At 66.5% G+C, this 14,924-nt stretch carries 15 protein-coding genes and 1 pseudogene; 7 read left to right on the top strand and 9 right to left on the bottom strand.

Annotated elements, in window-relative coordinates; genetic code table 11:
* Positions 1-40: 40 nt before the first annotated feature.
* Both ACQY8M_RS22180 and ACQY8M_RS22185 read left to right on the top strand, forming a co-directional pair.
* Positions 41-742, top strand: a complete 702-nt coding sequence (locus tag ACQY8M_RS22180) for a dihydrofolate reductase family protein (protein WP_428675442.1) — start codon at positions 41-43, stop codon at positions 740-742.
* Entirely contained in the window at positions 739-2,907 is a 2,169-nt protein-coding gene (locus ACQY8M_RS22185) for a CoA transferase (RefSeq protein ID WP_428659773.1), read from the top strand. Before ACQY8M_RS22180 ends, ACQY8M_RS22185 begins: the two co-directional genes overlap by 4 nt.
* A gap of 15 nt (positions 2,908-2,922) precedes the next feature.
* On the opposite strand, the gene ACQY8M_RS22190 is transcribed toward ACQY8M_RS22185, so the two are convergent.
* Together ACQY8M_RS22190 and ACQY8M_RS22195 are read right to left on the bottom strand one after the other, a co-directional pair.
* Entirely contained in the window at positions 2,923-3,648 is a 726-nt protein-coding gene (locus ACQY8M_RS22190) for a hypothetical protein (RefSeq protein WP_428659776.1), read from the bottom strand.
* Positions 3,605-4,522, bottom strand: coding sequence for an enoyl-CoA hydratase/isomerase family protein (locus tag ACQY8M_RS22195; RefSeq protein WP_428659779.1), 918 nt, complete (start codon positions 4,520-4,522; stop codon positions 3,605-3,607). Before ACQY8M_RS22195 ends, ACQY8M_RS22190 begins: the two co-directional genes overlap by 44 nt.
* A 348-nt stretch (positions 4,523-4,870) precedes the next feature.
* On the opposite strand from ACQY8M_RS22195, the gene ACQY8M_RS22200 reads away from it, so the two are divergent.
* Together ACQY8M_RS22200 and ACQY8M_RS22205 are read left to right on the top strand one after the other, a co-directional pair.
* The gene (locus ACQY8M_RS22200; RefSeq protein ID WP_428659782.1) at positions 4,871-5,338 is read left to right on the top strand and encodes a hypothetical protein; all 468 of its coding nucleotides are present in this window, start codon (positions 4,871-4,873) and stop codon (positions 5,336-5,338) included.
* A gap of 52 nt (positions 5,339-5,390) precedes the next feature.
* A complete protein-coding gene (locus tag ACQY8M_RS22205) occupies positions 5,391-6,326 on the top strand; it encodes a hypothetical protein (protein ID WP_428659784.1) in 936 nt (311 codons plus the stop codon).
* Between the two features lie 48 nt (positions 6,327-6,374).
* On the opposite strand, the gene ACQY8M_RS22210 is transcribed toward ACQY8M_RS22205, so the two are convergent.
* Positions 6,375-6,851 carry a PaaI family thioesterase gene (locus ACQY8M_RS22210; protein ID WP_428659787.1) on the bottom strand — a complete coding sequence of 159 codons (477 nt, stop codon included), beginning with the start codon at positions 6,849-6,851 and terminating at the stop codon, positions 6,375-6,377.
* Positions 6,852-6,854: 3 nt separating this feature from the next.
* A complete protein-coding gene (locus ACQY8M_RS22215; RefSeq protein ID WP_428659790.1) occupies positions 6,855-7,793 on the bottom strand; it encodes an IclR family transcriptional regulator in 939 nt (312 codons plus the stop codon).
* Between the two features lie 268 nt (positions 7,794-8,061).
* On the opposite strand from ACQY8M_RS22215, the gene ACQY8M_RS22220 reads away from it, so the two are divergent.
* The 3 genes from ACQY8M_RS22220 to dxs are packed head-to-tail and all read left to right on the top strand — an operon-like array spanning position 8,062 to position 11,184.
* The gene (locus tag ACQY8M_RS22220) at positions 8,062-8,316 is read left to right on the top strand and encodes an exodeoxyribonuclease VII small subunit (protein WP_428659793.1); all 255 of its coding nucleotides are present in this window, start codon (positions 8,062-8,064) and stop codon (positions 8,314-8,316) included.
* Positions 8,317-8,331: 15 nt separating this feature from the next.
* Positions 8,332-9,240 (top strand): polyprenyl synthetase family protein, encoded by a 909-nt coding sequence (locus ACQY8M_RS22225; RefSeq protein WP_428659796.1) that lies wholly within the window; start codon positions 8,332-8,334, stop codon positions 9,238-9,240.
* 27 nt (positions 9,241-9,267) lie between these two features.
* A complete protein-coding gene (gene dxs / locus ACQY8M_RS22230; RefSeq protein WP_428659799.1) occupies positions 9,268-11,184 on the top strand; it encodes a 1-deoxy-D-xylulose-5-phosphate synthase in 1,917 nt (638 codons plus the stop codon).
* 10 nt (positions 11,185-11,194) lie between these two features.
* Here the strand turns inward: dxs and ACQY8M_RS22235 are convergent, their stop codons facing one another.
* The 5 genes and pseudogenes from ACQY8M_RS22235 to ACQY8M_RS22255 all read right to left on the bottom strand — a co-directional run.
* Positions 11,195-12,001: a putative hydro-lyase gene (locus ACQY8M_RS22235; protein ID WP_428659802.1), complete on the bottom strand. Its 807-nt coding sequence runs from the start codon at positions 11,999-12,001 to the stop codon at positions 11,195-11,197.
* 155 nt (positions 12,002-12,156) lie between these two features.
* The gene (locus tag ACQY8M_RS22240) at positions 12,157-12,960 is read right to left on the bottom strand and encodes an ABC transporter permease (protein WP_428659804.1); all 804 of its coding nucleotides are present in this window, start codon (positions 12,958-12,960) and stop codon (positions 12,157-12,159) included.
* A gap of 3 nt (positions 12,961-12,963) precedes the next feature.
* Positions 12,964-13,791: an ABC transporter permease gene (locus tag ACQY8M_RS22245; RefSeq protein WP_428659807.1), complete on the bottom strand. Its 828-nt coding sequence runs from the start codon at positions 13,789-13,791 to the stop codon at positions 12,964-12,966.
* A 1-nt stretch (position 13,792) separates the two neighbouring features.
* Positions 13,793-14,299 carry an AAA family ATPase gene (locus ACQY8M_RS22250; protein WP_428675444.1) on the bottom strand — a complete coding sequence of 169 codons (507 nt, stop codon included), beginning with the start codon at positions 14,297-14,299 and terminating at the stop codon, positions 13,793-13,795.
* Positions 14,294-14,638 (bottom strand): annotated as a pseudogene (locus ACQY8M_RS22255) (ATP-binding cassette domain-containing protein); the annotation flags it as partial. The pseudogene ACQY8M_RS22255 and the gene ACQY8M_RS22250, both read right to left, overlap by 6 nt.
* Between the last annotated feature and the right edge of the window lie 286 nt (positions 14,639-14,924).

Here is a 14,924-nt window from a genome sequence, read left to right on the forward strand (position 1 = left end):
GGTCTTCGTCCTCTCGATGGGTTCGGCTAAGCTGCCGCGCATGAAACCCTATGTCATCTGCCACATGGTTTGCAGCGTCGACGGCCGGATCCACGGCAGCCGCCAACGGCCGAAAGCCAACGTCGTCCCCACTCTGTTCGAGCGCCTGCACGATCAGCTCGGCGGCGGCTCGTGGCTGTGCGGCCGGGTCACCGCGCAGGAATTTGCCAGGGGGAAGGGGCTGATTTATCCGCCGACCGACCAGGTCCTGCCGCGCGAGAACTGGTTCGCGCAACGCAAGCCGCAGGCGTGGGGCGTCTTCCTCGATGCCCACGGCAAGGCGGTATGGCATCGGTCGGACATCGGCGGCGATGCGATCCTCGTCATCCTGACGGAGGCCGTTCCCGATTCGCATCTCGCGGGCCTGCGCGGCGACGGCATCTCCTACATCTTCGCCGGCAAGACCGAGATCGACCTCGCCGCCGCCCTCGAGACGCTCAATCGCGAGCTCGGGATCGAGCGGCTGATGCTGGAGGGCGGGGGCGGGGCCAACGGCGCGCTGCTGCGGGCCGGGCTGATCGACGAGCTGAGCCTCGTGATCAATCCCACCATCGACGGCAGCTCCGGCGCGCCCAGCGTGTTCAACTCGGGCGACACGGATCTCGGACCCGCGCCGATCGAAAGCATGACCCTCACCAGCCACGAAGTGCTCGACGGCGGCGCGGTCTGGCTGCGCTACAAGCTGACCTCGGCGGCGGCATGACGCTGCTCGCCGGATTCAATGTCGTCCAGATTGGCGGCGGGGCGGCGGCTGCGGTCTGCAGCCGGCTGATGGCTGACGTCGGCGCACAGGTGACCTGCATAGACCCGGATGCCGACACGACGCTGCTGGCCTACCTGAACCACGACAAACCCATTGCCGCGGATGCAACGGAGCGGCGCGAATGTCTGGCAGCGGCCCACCTGATCGTGCGGGAAGGGCAACCGAAGGACCTGGCCGCGAGCCCGTACGACCTGACGGCGCTTCGCCGGATCAACGCATCGGCGATCGTCGTCACGATCTCTCCCTACGGCGAGACGGGGCCTCGGGCAAACGATCCGGCCACCGACCTGACCCTCTTCTATGCCAGCGGCATTGCGCGTCAGCTGACCGGGCAGATCGACGATCTGTCGGAAGCGCCGGTCCGTCCCGTGGGCGATCAATCCGCCTTCATCGCAGGGTTGGCGGCCGCCTGCGCCGGGATGCATGCGGCGCAAGGCAATCAGCCCGGCGCGTCGATCGATGTGTCGATCCACGAAGCGCTGGCGACGCTTTCTATGACCGAGCTCGCGCGCGCCGGCCTGACCGGCAAGAGCTGGGACCGCAAGCGCTTGAGCGACGGCAATGGCGCGACGGTGACGATCCTGCCGGCGAGCGATGGCTACGCCGCGATCTCTCCGCGTGAGGAGAAGCAGTGGGCCTCGTGGCTGCGCGCGATGGGGTCGCCGGACTGGGGCGCCGACCCGCGCTTCGTGCCCAAGGCCAATCGGGTGAAGAACTGGGACGCCTTGCATGCGCTGATGGCGCACTGGAGCCGGCAACACGACAAGCAATGGATCGCCGATACGGCGCAGCGCGCGCATGTCCCGAGCTTTCCGTTGCGCGAGGTCGCGGAGCATCTGGACACGCCGCAGATGCGCCATCGCCGCTACTACCGGCCGAGCGAACTTGCCGGAAACCCGATCCAGATCCCCAGCCCGCCCTTCGGCCTCACCATTACCGCGTCGAACCGCAAGCAGCCCGTGCCGCAGGGCCCAATGCCCCTGTCGGGCATCCGCGTGCTCGATTTCAGTTGGGTGATCGCGGGCCCGACGACGACACGGTATCTGGCCGCGATGGGCGCGGAGGTCATCAAGATCGAAGCGCCGGGCAGGGGCGACCCGGGGCGCGAATCGGAACTGCATACGGTGCTCGGCCAGGCGAAGAAGAGCGTCGTCCTCGACCTCAAGAAGCCGGAAGCTGTCGAGATCGCGCGGGCGTTGGCCGCGAAGTCCGACATCCTGATCGAGAACTTTGCCACCGGCGTCATGGACCGGCTCGGCCTGGGCGCGGAGGCGCTGAAGGCCGTGAACCCAGACCTGATCTATATCTCGGCATCGGGAATGGGGAGGACGGGGCCGGAGTCGCATGCGGTGGCGTACGGCACGTTGTTGCAATGCTACGCCGGGTTTGCCGGGCTGAATCGTCATCCTGATGTCGCTCCCCGGATCGGCTTCGCCTGGCTCGATCCCATGTGCGGCCTGATGCTGGCCTTCGTCGCGGCTGCCGCGCTCTGGCATCGGCGGCACGCAGGCGGCGTGGCAAGGGTCGACTTCTCGATGATCGAGGCGATGCTGTGGACCATGGCCGAGCCCCTGATCGCAACGCAGCTCGGCATGCCGCCGAAGCCAATGGGCAACGCGTCGACGCGTCACGCCCCGCACGGCGCCTGGCGCTGCTTGGGCGAGGACGACTGGATCAGCATCGCCGTCCGCTCGGACGAGGAGTGGCGGACGTTGTGCGGTCTTGTGCCGGGATTGTCGGGTATGGCCGGACTCGATCTCGATCAACGCATCGACACGCAGACGGCCATCGACGCAGCCCTGACCGCCTGGGCCGCCTCTCAATCGGCATCCGCTGCAGCTGAAACGCTGCTGAAAGCCGGCATTCCGGCCGCCGCGCTCGCACGCCACGGCGATCTGGTAAGGAGCCCGCATCTCGCCGCCCGCAACTTTTGGGACAAGCAGGGGACGGGTGTGCTGCCGGGATTGCCCTGGCGCGCGAGCTTCGGCCGCACGACCGGACCCGCGCCGGCATTGGGCGCGGATTCCGATCATGTGCTCGCCAACGTTCTTGGACTACCGCAAGAACGGATCGTCGAGCTACGGGCAAACGGCGTGCTCGGCTGAGATCACCCCCAATACTCAGCTTCGCTCGTCACCCAGCATGTGATCCGCCAGGCTGTAGCAGTGGCTTGCCTGATAGGCGTTCCGGCCCCGGTTCATGTGCGTCAGGTTGAACGCCCGGATGGCCTGCAACACACGGGGCTTCGCGAGGAATTTGCTGATTGAGGAGAAGCCGCGGACGTTGATGCCGAAGATGTCTTCGCCACGGGGGAAGAAATGGCCGACATCTTCCGGCTCCACGACGCAGCCCTCGAGGAGGGTTTCGTCCACCTGGTTCCGATCGAGGGAATGGCCGGCGGTGAAGTCGGACAGATGCACGATGAATCGCGCACGGATGCCCTCGCCATCGGCATAGAGCGTGAAAAGCTCCATCCAGCTCGCATTGACGCGGGTGAGCGGCTTATCGGAGGTCGAGGGCAGGCAGGAAACCGACCAGTAGTGTCGCTCGGTCCGGCGCGGGATCGGGATGCACGCGCGGCCGTAGCGCCGGAGAAGCTCCAGCACGTCTTGCGCCTGCGGCCGGTGCAGGAGCTTCTCGAACCGCGCGACATACTTGAGGCGCAGTTCAAGGGACTTCGGGCGCTCGTCGGCGTCGCGCAGGATCGTCTTTCCCTGCATCCAGTCGCGCTGCTGCTCGGGATCCAGGAAGCGGCGCAGACCGGTAATGCTTGAGCGACGAGGTGTGCTCACGACGAAGCGATCAGAACTCGCCGCTGCGGTACGCCTCGTCCAGCCGCTTCGCATCCTCTTCCGAAAGATCCGGCCAGGCATCGCCGCGCTTGCGCAGCTTGCCTTCGAAGTTCGGCTTGCGCTTCTCGTTGAAGGCCTTGCGGCCTTCCTCGCCGTCGATCGTCGTCTGGATGAGCAGCGAGTTGATCAGGTTCTGTACGTGCCACGCCTGGTCGGTCGGCAGATCGCCGAAGCGTACCAGGAACTCCTTCATCATGCGCACCGCCGTCGGCGGCAGGGTGCAGATGTGGCGGGCGATCTTCTCCGCCCGTTCGAGCAGCTGCGCGTGCGGCACGACCTCGTTGATCAGGCCGATCCGCAGCGCTTCCTGCGCGTCGAACGGCTCGTCGGTCAGGAGGATCTTCATGGCATCGATGTAGCGCAGTTGCTTGGCCAGCAGGCTCGCCCCCGGACCGTGGCCCAGCCAGCCCTGCGTCAGGAGCGCGAACTTGAAGCGCGCATGCTCGGCGCTGGCGATGCGGATGTCGGTCGACGACAGCAGGATGTAAAGGCCGGCGCCGGCGGCCCAGCCGTTCACCGCGGCGATCACCGGCTTCCAGACGCGCGGATAGTGATCGCCCATGCGGCCGTCGACGCCGGTCTTCTGGCCGTGCACCGTTCCCGCCAGCGGCCAGAAGATGCGCTGTGTGCGGAGATACTCGCGCTCCTCCTCGGTGATGTTCTCGCGCGGCGCGAGGTTGTGACCGCCGCAGAAGTGCCTGTCGCCCTTGCCGGTCAGGATGGCGCAGCGGATCGAGCGATCTTCCCACAGGTCGATCCACGCCTCGGAGATCGCGTCCGACGTCGGCTTGTCGAGGAGGTTCGCCTTGGCGGGATCGTTCAGCGTGATGTAGGCGACGCCGTCGCGTTTTTCGTAATCGATGGCCAAGCGATCATCCTCCGCGTTTTGCAGGACGCCACTGTGGACGAGATCGATCCGTGATGCATCCCGCGGCACCTCGTTCTTCGGGAGTTGGCAAGCTCCCGCAAGCACAGCTGCCGTTCGTAACAATCCCCTTTGCGCAGGGAGTAGACAACCAGAGATAAAGTAAACGCGAAAGCCGGCGTCGGATTCATGTTGACAAGGAATGCAACCAGAGAGAGCATTTCCGATGATGGCGCAATCCGCGGAAAGTGGCGGGTTCCAATTTCCATGGGCGGCGAGCGTGCTCGTAACGTCGGGGACAGCGTCCAATGATCAAAACGAGGGCTCGGTACCCCATCGAAGGAGAAGATTATGCCCGCCAACGCCGTTGCGCGATTGATCGAGACCTGCAACGAGGCATACGACCGCTTCACAAGCTATTGCAACCAGTCGACGCACCATGTCCTGTCGACATTGGCCGATCCCGATTGGCCGCTGGAGCTGGCCGACGCAATGATCGACAGGATCATCGAAGCCAAATGGGAGGTCGTCGACGATGCGACCGCCATCCAGCTGGCGAACCAGGGTATCGTCGTGGTGGCCGGGCTTAGGGGCGGCAGCAATGGCCATGTCGTTGTCGTGTATCCTGGCGAGGGTAAGCCGGCGGGCGGCTTCGAGTGCCACGGAACCACTTATCCGCCAGTCGGCGGCCCCTACCCACTATCGATGTCGACATCGGTCTCGCCATGGTGCGGCACCCGCAGCCGCGGCGACAAAACCATCCGCGACGCCTGGACTGCTGGCGACTGGCCCGGCGTGAGGCGCTGGCGGCAGCCGTAGCGTCGTCGCGGCGACCTGCAGGCGGACGATAAGCGAAGGAGAAGAAGACAGCATGGTGCAATCCATCGACGCTCTGATCGACAAGGGCAACCAAACGACGGGTCGGCGGACTCACGCTGACGCATCGGAGTTGCTGGAGAGTTTTGCCTCAGAGCTGTGCTTGCCGGACAACAAGGTGCCGGCAGAAGCGATCGACCTATCCACGACTTTCGTTCTGGAGGTGATCATGCCGATCGCCTGGTACGCGCGACGGATCACGAAGGCAGAACGAATCCGTGACCTGTTCATTGTTTTGAGTCTGTGCCTGATCGTGGTGATTCCGCTCCTGCTCGCTTGGCTGCCGAAGTTCGCCGATCTCGGGGCCAATCCGTCGACGGCAATCGTGGCGCAATTGACCGGAGCGTTGACGGGTGTGCTGGCTCTTCAGAAGATGATCGCGGCGACACTGGCTCAGCAGCAGCGCTATGGCGCGTGGTGGAAGGCATCCTCCGACCTCAAGAAGGTCTGGTATGAATTCCAGTCGCAATGGGTTGCGGCGCAACTGGCTACGAGCTGGCCCGATCAGAGCGCGGCTTTCCTGATCGATGCGGCGCGCCGCATCGACAAGGCGCGAACGATCGTCAGCGATGAGCAAGCCGACTTCTTCGCCAAACTGACGCTCCCGTCGCTCGATGTGCTCGACGTTCTCAAGACGACCCGCACCAACGTCGGAACGCTCGTGACCGACCTGGTGCCGGCTGCGACCGCGAGCGACAAGCATGCTGCCGATGTCTTGAAGGCCAAGCAGGACATCGCCAAATACACTTCCCTGCTGGCCACCCTCGACGGCGAAATCGCGAGAGCCCGCACTGATCTCGCGGCGCCTCCACCCGGTCAGACCGCGGCGCAGATCAGCGAAGTCCTAAAAGACCTGCTGAAGAAGCGTACCGATTACAATATCGCAAAGATGGATGCTGAGGCGGCTTTGGCCGTGCTGGCGATCGCCTGACGCCGGCGAGGTCGTGGGCTGGACCGAAGGAGGAGGGTCGACCCGCCTTCAGTCCGCCGCTTCCTTGTCGAGGAAGGTCAGCATTCCGTCGCTGCGCTCGCCCTTGAGGTAGCGGAAGGTGCCGGCCCCGGTCGCGATCAGGGCGCCGGCCTGGTCGTAGATCTCGGTCTCGGCGGCGAAGGTGCTCTGGCTGGTCGAGGGCCGCCAGGCGCCGAGGATGGTCAGCACGTCGCCCTCGCGTGCCGCCTTGATGAACTGGGTGGTGAAGGCGAGGGTGACCGACAGCCGCCGGGCGGTCGCCGTCTCGTTGAACGTGCAGGCAAAACCGCTCGCCGAATCGAGCAGGGTCATCAGCACCCCGCCGTGCAAGAGCCCGTTGGCGTTGCACAGCTCGGGCCGCACCTTGAGACGCATCTCGACGAAGCCGTGCTTCCAGGCGACGACTTCGTGGCCGATCAATCCGTTGAAACCGCGGAACTCGTGAGCGGCGACCGGCCGCGCATCGGCCGGTCGTTGGATCGCCATGGGCTAGCGGCGGGCCATGGCGGCCATCGGCGGACGATGACCGTTGGTGGTGAGTATCGGACGCGCCGGCGAGACGGGCGTGGCGGTATTGGTCGAGGGCTGGGCAGCCATGCCGGTGCGGATATCGCGCGCGACCTTGACCAGGCGCGGGCCCCAGTCGGCTTCGAGACGGTCGCGGCTGATCTGGTAGATCGGTGCCGAGGCGTTCACGGCATAGGCGGCGGTGCCGTCGGTGTTGCGCAGTGGGACGCCGACGCCGCACAGCTCGGGCAGCCATTCGCCCCAGGTCACGCAGAAGCCACGGTCGGCAAGCTCCTTGAACGAGCGGTCGAGGCCGGTCTTGACCTTGGTCCAGTCGTCGCGCCAGCGGCGGCGGATCGCATCGATATGCTTGTTGCGGTCGACATCGGGCAGCGAGAACAGGTAGGCGCGGCCCATCGCCGTGGAGGCCATCGGCACGCGGGTGCCGACATCGTGGGTGATCGCCACGACCGAGGGGCCGCGGCACGCTTCGAGATAGATCATCGAATGACGGTCGCGGCCGCCCAGCGCGGTCGAAGCGTTGAGCGCGTGGGCCAGGGTCTCGAGCGGCTGGCGCGAGGCGCGGCGCACGTCCATCGACGAGATGGCGGCATAGCCGAGCGCGAGCACCGAGGCGCCGAGCTCATATTTGCGGAACCGGCGAATGTAATTGAGGTAGCCGAGTTCCGTCAGCGTATGGGTCAGTCGGGCGACCGTCGGCTTGGGCAGTCCGGTGCGATGGGCGATCTCCTGGTTGCCGAGCATGCCTTCGCCGGCATGGAAGGCGCGCAGGATATCCAACCCACGGGCCAGCGCGGTGACGAACTGCCGGTCCTTGGCAAGGGTTCCTTCACCGAGGCTGCTCTCCGCGGTGCTCTGCAGGGCCGCGGTTCGCGTGACGAGATGGCTGACATTGCCCATGGGCGCTTTCTCCTGAATGGCCGTTTATTTTCTGCGAAACGGAAACTGCCATCGCCCTTTCCCTGCCGCAATGCGCAGGGAGTGGGTTTTGACGTGCGAACGTGCAAAGCCGCCATGTCACAAATGCGGGTTTCGGCCGCCATGGTTGTACAAACGTTAGAGCACTCTCTGAAATGGACCAACTGCAACCGCACACCGTACGCTGGACATGTGCTGGCCCGCGAACGTCCCCGCCGCTACAGTGCGCGCCCCCCTTCAAGAGGCGCCTATGGCCAAAGAACCTACCGTCCATAAGGACATCGTCAGCCTGTCGTTCGAAGATGCCCTGAAAGAGCTCGAGGGCATCGTCCAACAGCTGGAGCGCGGCCAGGTGAAGCTCGACGAGGCGATCACCGCCTACGAGCGCGGCGCGCTGCTCAAGCGGCACTGCGAGCAGAAGCTGGCCGAGGCCAAGATGAAGGTCGAGAAGATCGTCTTCGCCTCCGACGGCTCGGTCGGCACCCAGCCCGCCGATCTCGGCTGACGGGCGTTATTCGACATGCCCCTGTCGTCATACCGCCAGTTCGAGCCGGCGCTGGCCTTCGCCGCCCAGTCGACCGAGCAGACCATGGAGCGCCTCCTGCCCAAGGGCGAGGAGGGCGAGGCCCGCGTCTTCGACGCCATGCGCTATTCCAGCCTGGGCGGCGGCAAGCGCTTGCGTGCCTTCTTCGTGCTGGCCGGCGCCACCCTGTTCAAGGTCGGTGCGATGCCGGCTCTTCGCACTGCCAGCGCAATCGAGTTCCTGCACGCTTATTCGCTGATCCACGACGACCTGCCGGCGATGGACGACGACGACCTGCGCCGCGGCAAGCCCACCTGTCACAAGCAGTTCGACGAGGCGACGGCGATCCTGGCCGGCGACGCACTCCAGGCGCTCGCTTTCGAGGTGCTGGCGCACGAGGCCACGCACGGCGATCCGGCGGTCCGTACGGCGCTGGTGTCGGAACTGGCCAGGGCCGCGGGCGCCCATGGCATGGTCGGCGGCCAGATGCTCGATCTGCTGGCCGAGACGCAAGGGTCGGACCTGTCGATTGGCGCCATCACCCGCCTGCAGCGCCTGAAGACCGGGGCGCTGATCTCGTTCTCCTGCACAGCCGGTGCGATCCTGGGCAAGGCCCCCGAGCCGATGCGTGCCGCCCTGGCGGCTTATGCGCATGATCTCGGTCTTGCCTTCCAGATCGTCGACGACCTGCTGGACGTGGAGGGGGATGCCGCCGAGCTCGGCAAGGCTACGAACAAGGACGCCGCTGCCGGCAAGGCGACCTTCGTGTCGATCCTGGGCGTCGAGCGCGCGCGTGCGCAGGCGTCACTGCTTGCGCAACAGGCGGCGACCCACCTCGAGCCGCTGGGCCCGCGCGCGGACCTGTTGAAGCAGGCCGCCAAATTCGTGGTACAGCGCCGCGCATGAACAGCGTGACAAGGGTATAGTGGAACCATGACCGGGCAGAGCACCACTCCGCTTCTCGACACCGTCGACATTCCGGCCGATATCCGTCGGTTGAAACAGGACCAGCTGCGCCAACTTGCTGACGAGTTGCGCCAGGAGACGATTTCGGCCGTCTCGGTCACCGGCGGCCATCTCGGCGCGGGCCTCGGCGTGGTCGAGCTGACGGTGGCGCTGCACTATGTCTTCAATACGCCGCAGGACCGCCTGATCTGGGACGTGGGCCACCAGGCCTATCCGCACAAGATCGTCACCGGCCGCCGCAGCCGCATCCGCACCCTGCGCCAGGAAGGCGGCCTGTCGGGCTTCACCAGGCGCTCGGAGAGCGAATACGACCCGTTCGGCGCGGCCCATTCCTCGACCTCGATCTCGGCCGGCCTCGGCATGGCCGTGGCGCGCGATCTGGCCGGCAGCAACAACAACGTGATCGCCGTGATCGGCGACGGCGCGATGAGTGCCGGCATGGCCTACGAGGCGATGAACAATGCGGGAGCCCTGCGCAGCCGGCTGATCGTGGTGCTGAACGACAACGATATGTCGATCGCCCCGCCGGTCGGCGCTTTGTCGGGACATCTCTCGCGCCTGCTGTCGGGCCGTCCGTACGTGACCCTGCGCAATATCGGCCGCAACTTCGCCGAGGCCCTGCCCAGGCCGCTCGAAATGGCGGCGCGGCGTGCCGAGGAGTTCGCCCGCGGCTTCGTGGCCGGCGGCACGCTGTTCGACGAGATGGGTTTCTACTATGTCGGCCCGGTCGACGGTCATAACCTCGAGCACCTGCTGCCGGTGCTGAAGAACGCCCGCGACAGCCGGCTCGACAAGCCGATCCTGGTTCATGTCGTCACCAAGAAGGGCAAGGGCTACCCGCCGGCCGAGGCGAGCGCAGACAAGTACCACGGCGTGGTGAAGTTCGACGTTATCACCGGCAAGCAAGCGAAGCCGGTGGCCAATGCACCCGCCTATCAGGCGGTGTTCGCCAAGTCGCTGATCGCCGAGGCCGAGGCCGACAGGAGGATCGTGGCCATCACCGCGGCGATGCCGTCGGGCACCAGCCTGGACAAGTTCGCCGAGCGCTTTCCTGAGCGCACGTTCGATGTCGGCATCGCCGAGCAGCATGGCGTGACCTTCGCGGCCGGCCTCGCCTGCGAGGGCTTCAAGCCGTTCGCCGCGATCTATTCGACCTTCCTGCAGCGCGCCTACGACCAGTGCGTCCACGACGTCGCCATCCAGAAGTTGCCCGTGCGCTTCGCGATCGACCGTGCCGGCCTGGTCGGCGCCGACGGCGCGACCCACGCGGGTTCGTTCGACGTCGCCTATCTCGCCTGCCTGCCGGATTTCGTCGTGATGGCCGCCGCCGACGAGCTCGACCTCATGCACATGGTGGCGACGGCCGCCGCGATCGACGATCGGCCGTCGGCCTTCCGCTATCCACGCGGCGAGGGCGTCGGCATCGACTTGCCGGCGAGGGGCAAGCCGCTCGAGATCGGCAAGGGCCGCATCGTGCGCGAGGGCACCAAGATCGCGATCCTGAGCCTCGGCGCCCGTCTCGGCGAATGCCTGGTCGCCGCCGAGGATCTCGCCGCCAAGGGCCTCAGCACCACGGTCGCCGATGCGCGCTTCGCCAAGCCGCTCGACACCGACCTGATCCGCCGCCTCGCGCGCGAGCATGAGGTGCTGATCACCATCGAGGAAGGCTCGGTCGGCGGCTTTGCCAGCCACGTGCTGCAATATCTCGCGACGGCCGGCCTGCTCGACCACGGCCTGAAGGTCCGGCCGCTGGTGCTGCCCGATCGCTTCATCGACCAGGCCTCGCCGCAGCGCCAGTACGCCGACGCAGGCCTCGACGCGCCGCACATCGTGGTGACCGCGCTGGCTGCGCTCGGTCGGCAGGCGGAGCGCGCGCGGGGTTAGGCCCCCGGTATCAGAAGGCCTCGCGGAACTCCTCGTTCAACCGATCGGTGACCAGCATGTGCCCGGCCTTGTGGGTGATGCAGAACGGTGGCCTGGCCGCTTCGATCACCGCCTGCGGCGTCACTCCACAGGCCCAGAACAGCGGCACCTCGCCGGGCCGGATGTCGGGCTCGCCGCCGTACTCGGGCGTGTCGATGTCTACGATGCCGATCGCCGCGGGATCGCCGAAATGGATCGGCGCGCCGTGCACCTGTGGAAAACGCGACGTGATCTCGATGGCTCGGATCGCATTGGGTACGGTGAAGTTGCGCATCGATACCACCATTCGGCCATGCAGGCGCCCCGCCGGTACGGTATCGAGGCCGGTGCGATAGGTGCAGACCTTCTTGCCCTGTTCGATATGGCGAATCGGGACGCCGGCATCGAGCAACGCGGCCTCGAACGAGTAGGAGCAGCCCAGGGCGAAGGCGACCAGGTCGTCCCGCCACAGGGCGGTGACGTCCGTCTCTTCCGACGCCGCCGTGCCGTCGCGAAACACGCGGTAGCGCGGCAGGTCGCGGCGGACGTCGATATCGACACCCAGCGCCGGCAGGGCAGGATCGCCGGGTTCGGAGCGCGCGATCAGCGGACAGGGCTTGGGATTGGCCGCGCAAAATGCTGCGAAGTCGTCGGCCCAATCCGCCGGCAGGATCACCAGATTGGCCTGCAGATGGCCGCGGGCCATGCCCGTGGTGACTGTCGTGTGTTCACCGGCGCGGATCTTGTCGCGCAGGAGCTTCGCGGGGTTGACCGTCGACAGGATCGCTGGCGCATTCATCTTCGTCCTCCCGAACCGATCTTGGCGCCAAGTTGTGCCACGACGCCAGAGGGAGTTTTCACGCATGCTCTTCCGGACCGCGAGCGTCTCGATCGCTCATGATTCCTGAGCGAGCGAGACGCTCGCGGTCCGGAAGAGCATGAGAAAAAGTGAATTCAGCTTCCCGTCGAGGCATAGCGGGCCATGCCGGCGCGCCAGGCGAGGAAGGAGAGGGCGAGGAAGGCGAACCCTGCGAGCGGCGTCAGCGGCAGGATCCAGTCGGGTGCGCCGAGCGGGTCGGGCCGCTTCAGGATGGCGAGCACCGGATAATAGGCGACGCAGGCCAGCGGGACGCCGAACGTGAGGACCTTTCGAAACCAGCCGGCATAGATGCTGAGCGGATATTGCGCTGCCTGGACGCCGCCATAGGTCAGGACGTTGACGACCTCCAGCCCCTCGACGGTCCAGAAGGCGAGGGTTGCCTGCAGCACCAGGATTCCGCCGAACAGCGCCACGCCGCCGGCTACGGCCCAGACGGCAATCGCCACCGCAGCCGGATCCCAATCGATCGGGGCGAGCCTGGTGGCGAGGATCACCACGGCGAGGCCCTGCAGCATCCGGCCGACGCGGGACAGGCGGATCTCGTAGCCGATCAGCTGCAGCGCGGCCGATCGCGGCCTGAGCAGCACGCGGTCGAACGCGCCGGTGCGCACGAAGTCCGAGCCGAACACGTCGAAGCCGCGGCTCAGCAGGTCGGCGATCGAGAATGAAATGTTGATCAGCCCATAGAACAGCGCCGCCTCGCCGAAGGTCCATCCTTCGACGTGCCCGAAACGGTGAAAGAGCGCGTACACGCCGAGGATCTCGATCGCCGTGGCCGCGAGGTGGCCTGCCGTGAGCAGCAAGGTCGCCGCCGGATATTGCGCCTGGGCACGAATCGATGCGCTGACGTAGCGGCCGTAGAGGCGAAAGCCGTTCATGGGTCAGCCACCCTGCATCTCGAGGCGGCGCATCATGCGCGCCATGGCCAGGTGCCCCAGGCCGACCAAGACCAGGGTCCACCCGGCCTGCAGGGCCAAGCTCTGCACGGCGGCGACACCGCGCAGATCGGCGAAGTAGATGCGAAAGGGAATGTCGACGAGGCCGGCCAGCGGCTGCGCATGCAGGAGCGGACGCAGCGCGTCGGGGAAGAAATCGAGCGGCACCAGGCTGCCGGAAAAGACGACCACCAGCGGCATCAGGACGGCATTGACGCCGCGCTCGTTGAGGCTCGCCGCCACCACGACGTTGGCAAGCATCAGCACGGCGACCGCGAGCGTGACCATGAGCACAAAGGCAGGGACGAACAGCAACGCCGCCTCCGCGCCGGAGGGCGGCTGCCAGGCCCAGGCCTCCAGGCCTACGAGCGGCAGCAAGATGCCCGCCGCCACGAGCATCAGGATGGCGCGCGGCAAGGCGCGCGCGACGATCCAGCCCAGGGTGCGGGCGTACCAGTAGCCATAGGTATCCAGCGGCCGCAATCGGTCGTAGCCGACGCCGCCGGTCCGGATCGACATCCCGACCTCCGGATCGGCGACCCAGGGCAGGAGCGCGAGGAAGGCCTGCCCCAGCCACGTGTAGGTGACCACGTTCGGCAGGCTGATCGGCGCGGCCGCAGCAGCCGTCTCGTAGAACGCCGCGTAGACCATGATCTTGATCGCGCCCCACCAGCACTGGGTCGCAAAACCTGCCAGCGCGGCGACGCGGTACTGCAGCATCAGCAGGAAGCGAGCCCGGAAGGCCGCGACATAGGGGCGGAACCGGGCCTGCACCTCAGGCCTCACTCGAATCGTGGAGGTCGTAGAAGCGCGCGATCACCTCCTCGATGGCGGGCTCTTCCACATGAATGTCGTCGACGGCGTATTCGGCGGCGATGGCGGCAATCAATCTGGCCGCCGGGATCCTTGCCGGATCGAAAGCGAGTTCGAGCGAGCGACCGTTGCGCGCCCGCACGTCCACGCCTTCGATGTCGAGGGCCGGCGCTTGCTGCGCAAAGTCGACCCAGAGGCGCCGCTCGGCGAAGACGCCGGAGCGGAGCTTGTCGAGCGAGCTGTCGGCGAGCAGGCGACCCTGGCCGATCACGATGACCCGTTCTGCCAACGCTTCGACATCGTGCATGTCATGGGTTGTCAGCAGAACGGTCACGTTCTGCTCGCGATTGAGACGCTTCACGAAGTCGCGAACGGCAAGCTTCGACGGCGCGTCGAGGCCGATCGTCGGTTCGTCGAGAAACAGGATCTCGGGATCGTGGAGCAGGGCGGCCGCGAACTCGGCGCGCATGCGCTGGCCGAGCGAGAGCTGGCGGACTGGCTGGGCCAGCAGCGGCTCGAGACGCAGCAGGGCGACCAGCTCGTCGCGCCGGCGACGATAGCGCTCCGGCGCTACCCGGTAGATGTCGGCCAGGAGATCGAAGCCGTCGAGGACGGGCAGGTCCCACCAGAGCTGGCTGCGCTGGCCGAACACCACGCCGATCCGGGCGACGTGGCGGAGGCGATCCTCGTACGGCACGAGACCTCCGACTTCGACCCGCCCGCTGGAGGGCCGCAGGATCCCCGACAGGATCTTGACGGTCGTCGATTTGCCCGCGCCATTCGGCCCGATGAAGGCGAGGAGCTCGCCGGCCTCGAGGCTGAAGGAGAGGTCGACCAGCGCCTTCACCTCCCGCCAACGGCGGCGCAGCAGTCCGCTCAACGCACCGGCGACGCCGGGCGCCCGCTCGGCGATCCGATAGGACTTGGCCAGCCGCTCGGCCAGGATCTGGGGCATAACGCCCGCCGGTTCGTGGAAAAGGGCGCGGAACCTATGCGCGGGGGATTATCCAGTCAAGTCGGAGGAGGCGAGACACTGTCTCGGGTTGAGCGCGACCACCGCATGCTGCGTGGCTAGGCGTTCGGCAACTATGTTC

The organism is Reyranella sp., assembly GCF_965279465.1.
In the GTDB taxonomy this organism is placed as follows: domain Bacteria; phylum Pseudomonadota; class Alphaproteobacteria; order Reyranellales; family Reyranellaceae; genus Reyranella.

What these genes read in the sequence shown, in the direction of transcription:
- ACQY8M_RS22180 (WP_428675442.1), top strand. Translation starts at nt 41, where the DNA reads ATGAAACCCTATGTCATCTGCCACATGGTTTGCAGCGTCGACGGCCGG.
- ACQY8M_RS22185 (WP_428659773.1), top strand. Translation starts at nt 739, where the DNA reads ATGACGCTGCTCGCCGGATTCAATGTCGTCCAGATTGGCGGCGGGGCG.
- ACQY8M_RS22190 (WP_428659776.1), bottom strand. Translation starts at nt 3,648, where the DNA reads ATGCGAAGCGGCTGGACGAGGCGTACCGCAGCGGCGAGTTCTGATCGC.
- ACQY8M_RS22200 (WP_428659782.1), top strand. Translation starts at nt 4,871, where the DNA reads ATGCCCGCCAACGCCGTTGCGCGATTGATCGAGACCTGCAACGAGGCA.
- ACQY8M_RS22205 (WP_428659784.1), top strand. Translation starts at nt 5,391, where the DNA reads ATGGTGCAATCCATCGACGCTCTGATCGACAAGGGCAACCAAACGACG.
- ACQY8M_RS22210 (WP_428659787.1), bottom strand. Translation starts at nt 6,851, where the DNA reads ATGGCGATCCAACGACCGGCCGATGCGCGGCCGGTCGCCGCTCACGAG.
- ACQY8M_RS22215 (WP_428659790.1), bottom strand. Translation starts at nt 7,793, where the DNA reads ATGGGCAATGTCAGCCATCTCGTCACGCGAACCGCGGCCCTGCAGAGC.
- ACQY8M_RS22220 (WP_428659793.1), top strand. Translation starts at nt 8,062, where the DNA reads ATGGCCAAAGAACCTACCGTCCATAAGGACATCGTCAGCCTGTCGTTC.
- ACQY8M_RS22225 (WP_428659796.1), top strand. Translation starts at nt 8,332, where the DNA reads ATGCCCCTGTCGTCATACCGCCAGTTCGAGCCGGCGCTGGCCTTCGCC.
- dxs (WP_428659799.1), top strand. Translation starts at nt 9,268, where the DNA reads ATGACCGGGCAGAGCACCACTCCGCTTCTCGACACCGTCGACATTCCG.
- ACQY8M_RS22235 (WP_428659802.1), bottom strand. Translation starts at nt 12,001, where the DNA reads ATGAATGCGCCAGCGATCCTGTCGACGGTCAACCCCGCGAAGCTCCTG.
- ACQY8M_RS22240 (WP_428659804.1), bottom strand. Translation starts at nt 12,960, where the DNA reads ATGAACGGCTTTCGCCTCTACGGCCGCTACGTCAGCGCATCGATTCGT.
- ACQY8M_RS22250 (WP_428675444.1), bottom strand. Translation starts at nt 14,299, where the DNA reads ATGCGCGCCGAGTTCGCGGCCGCCCTGCTCCACGATCCCGAGATCCTG.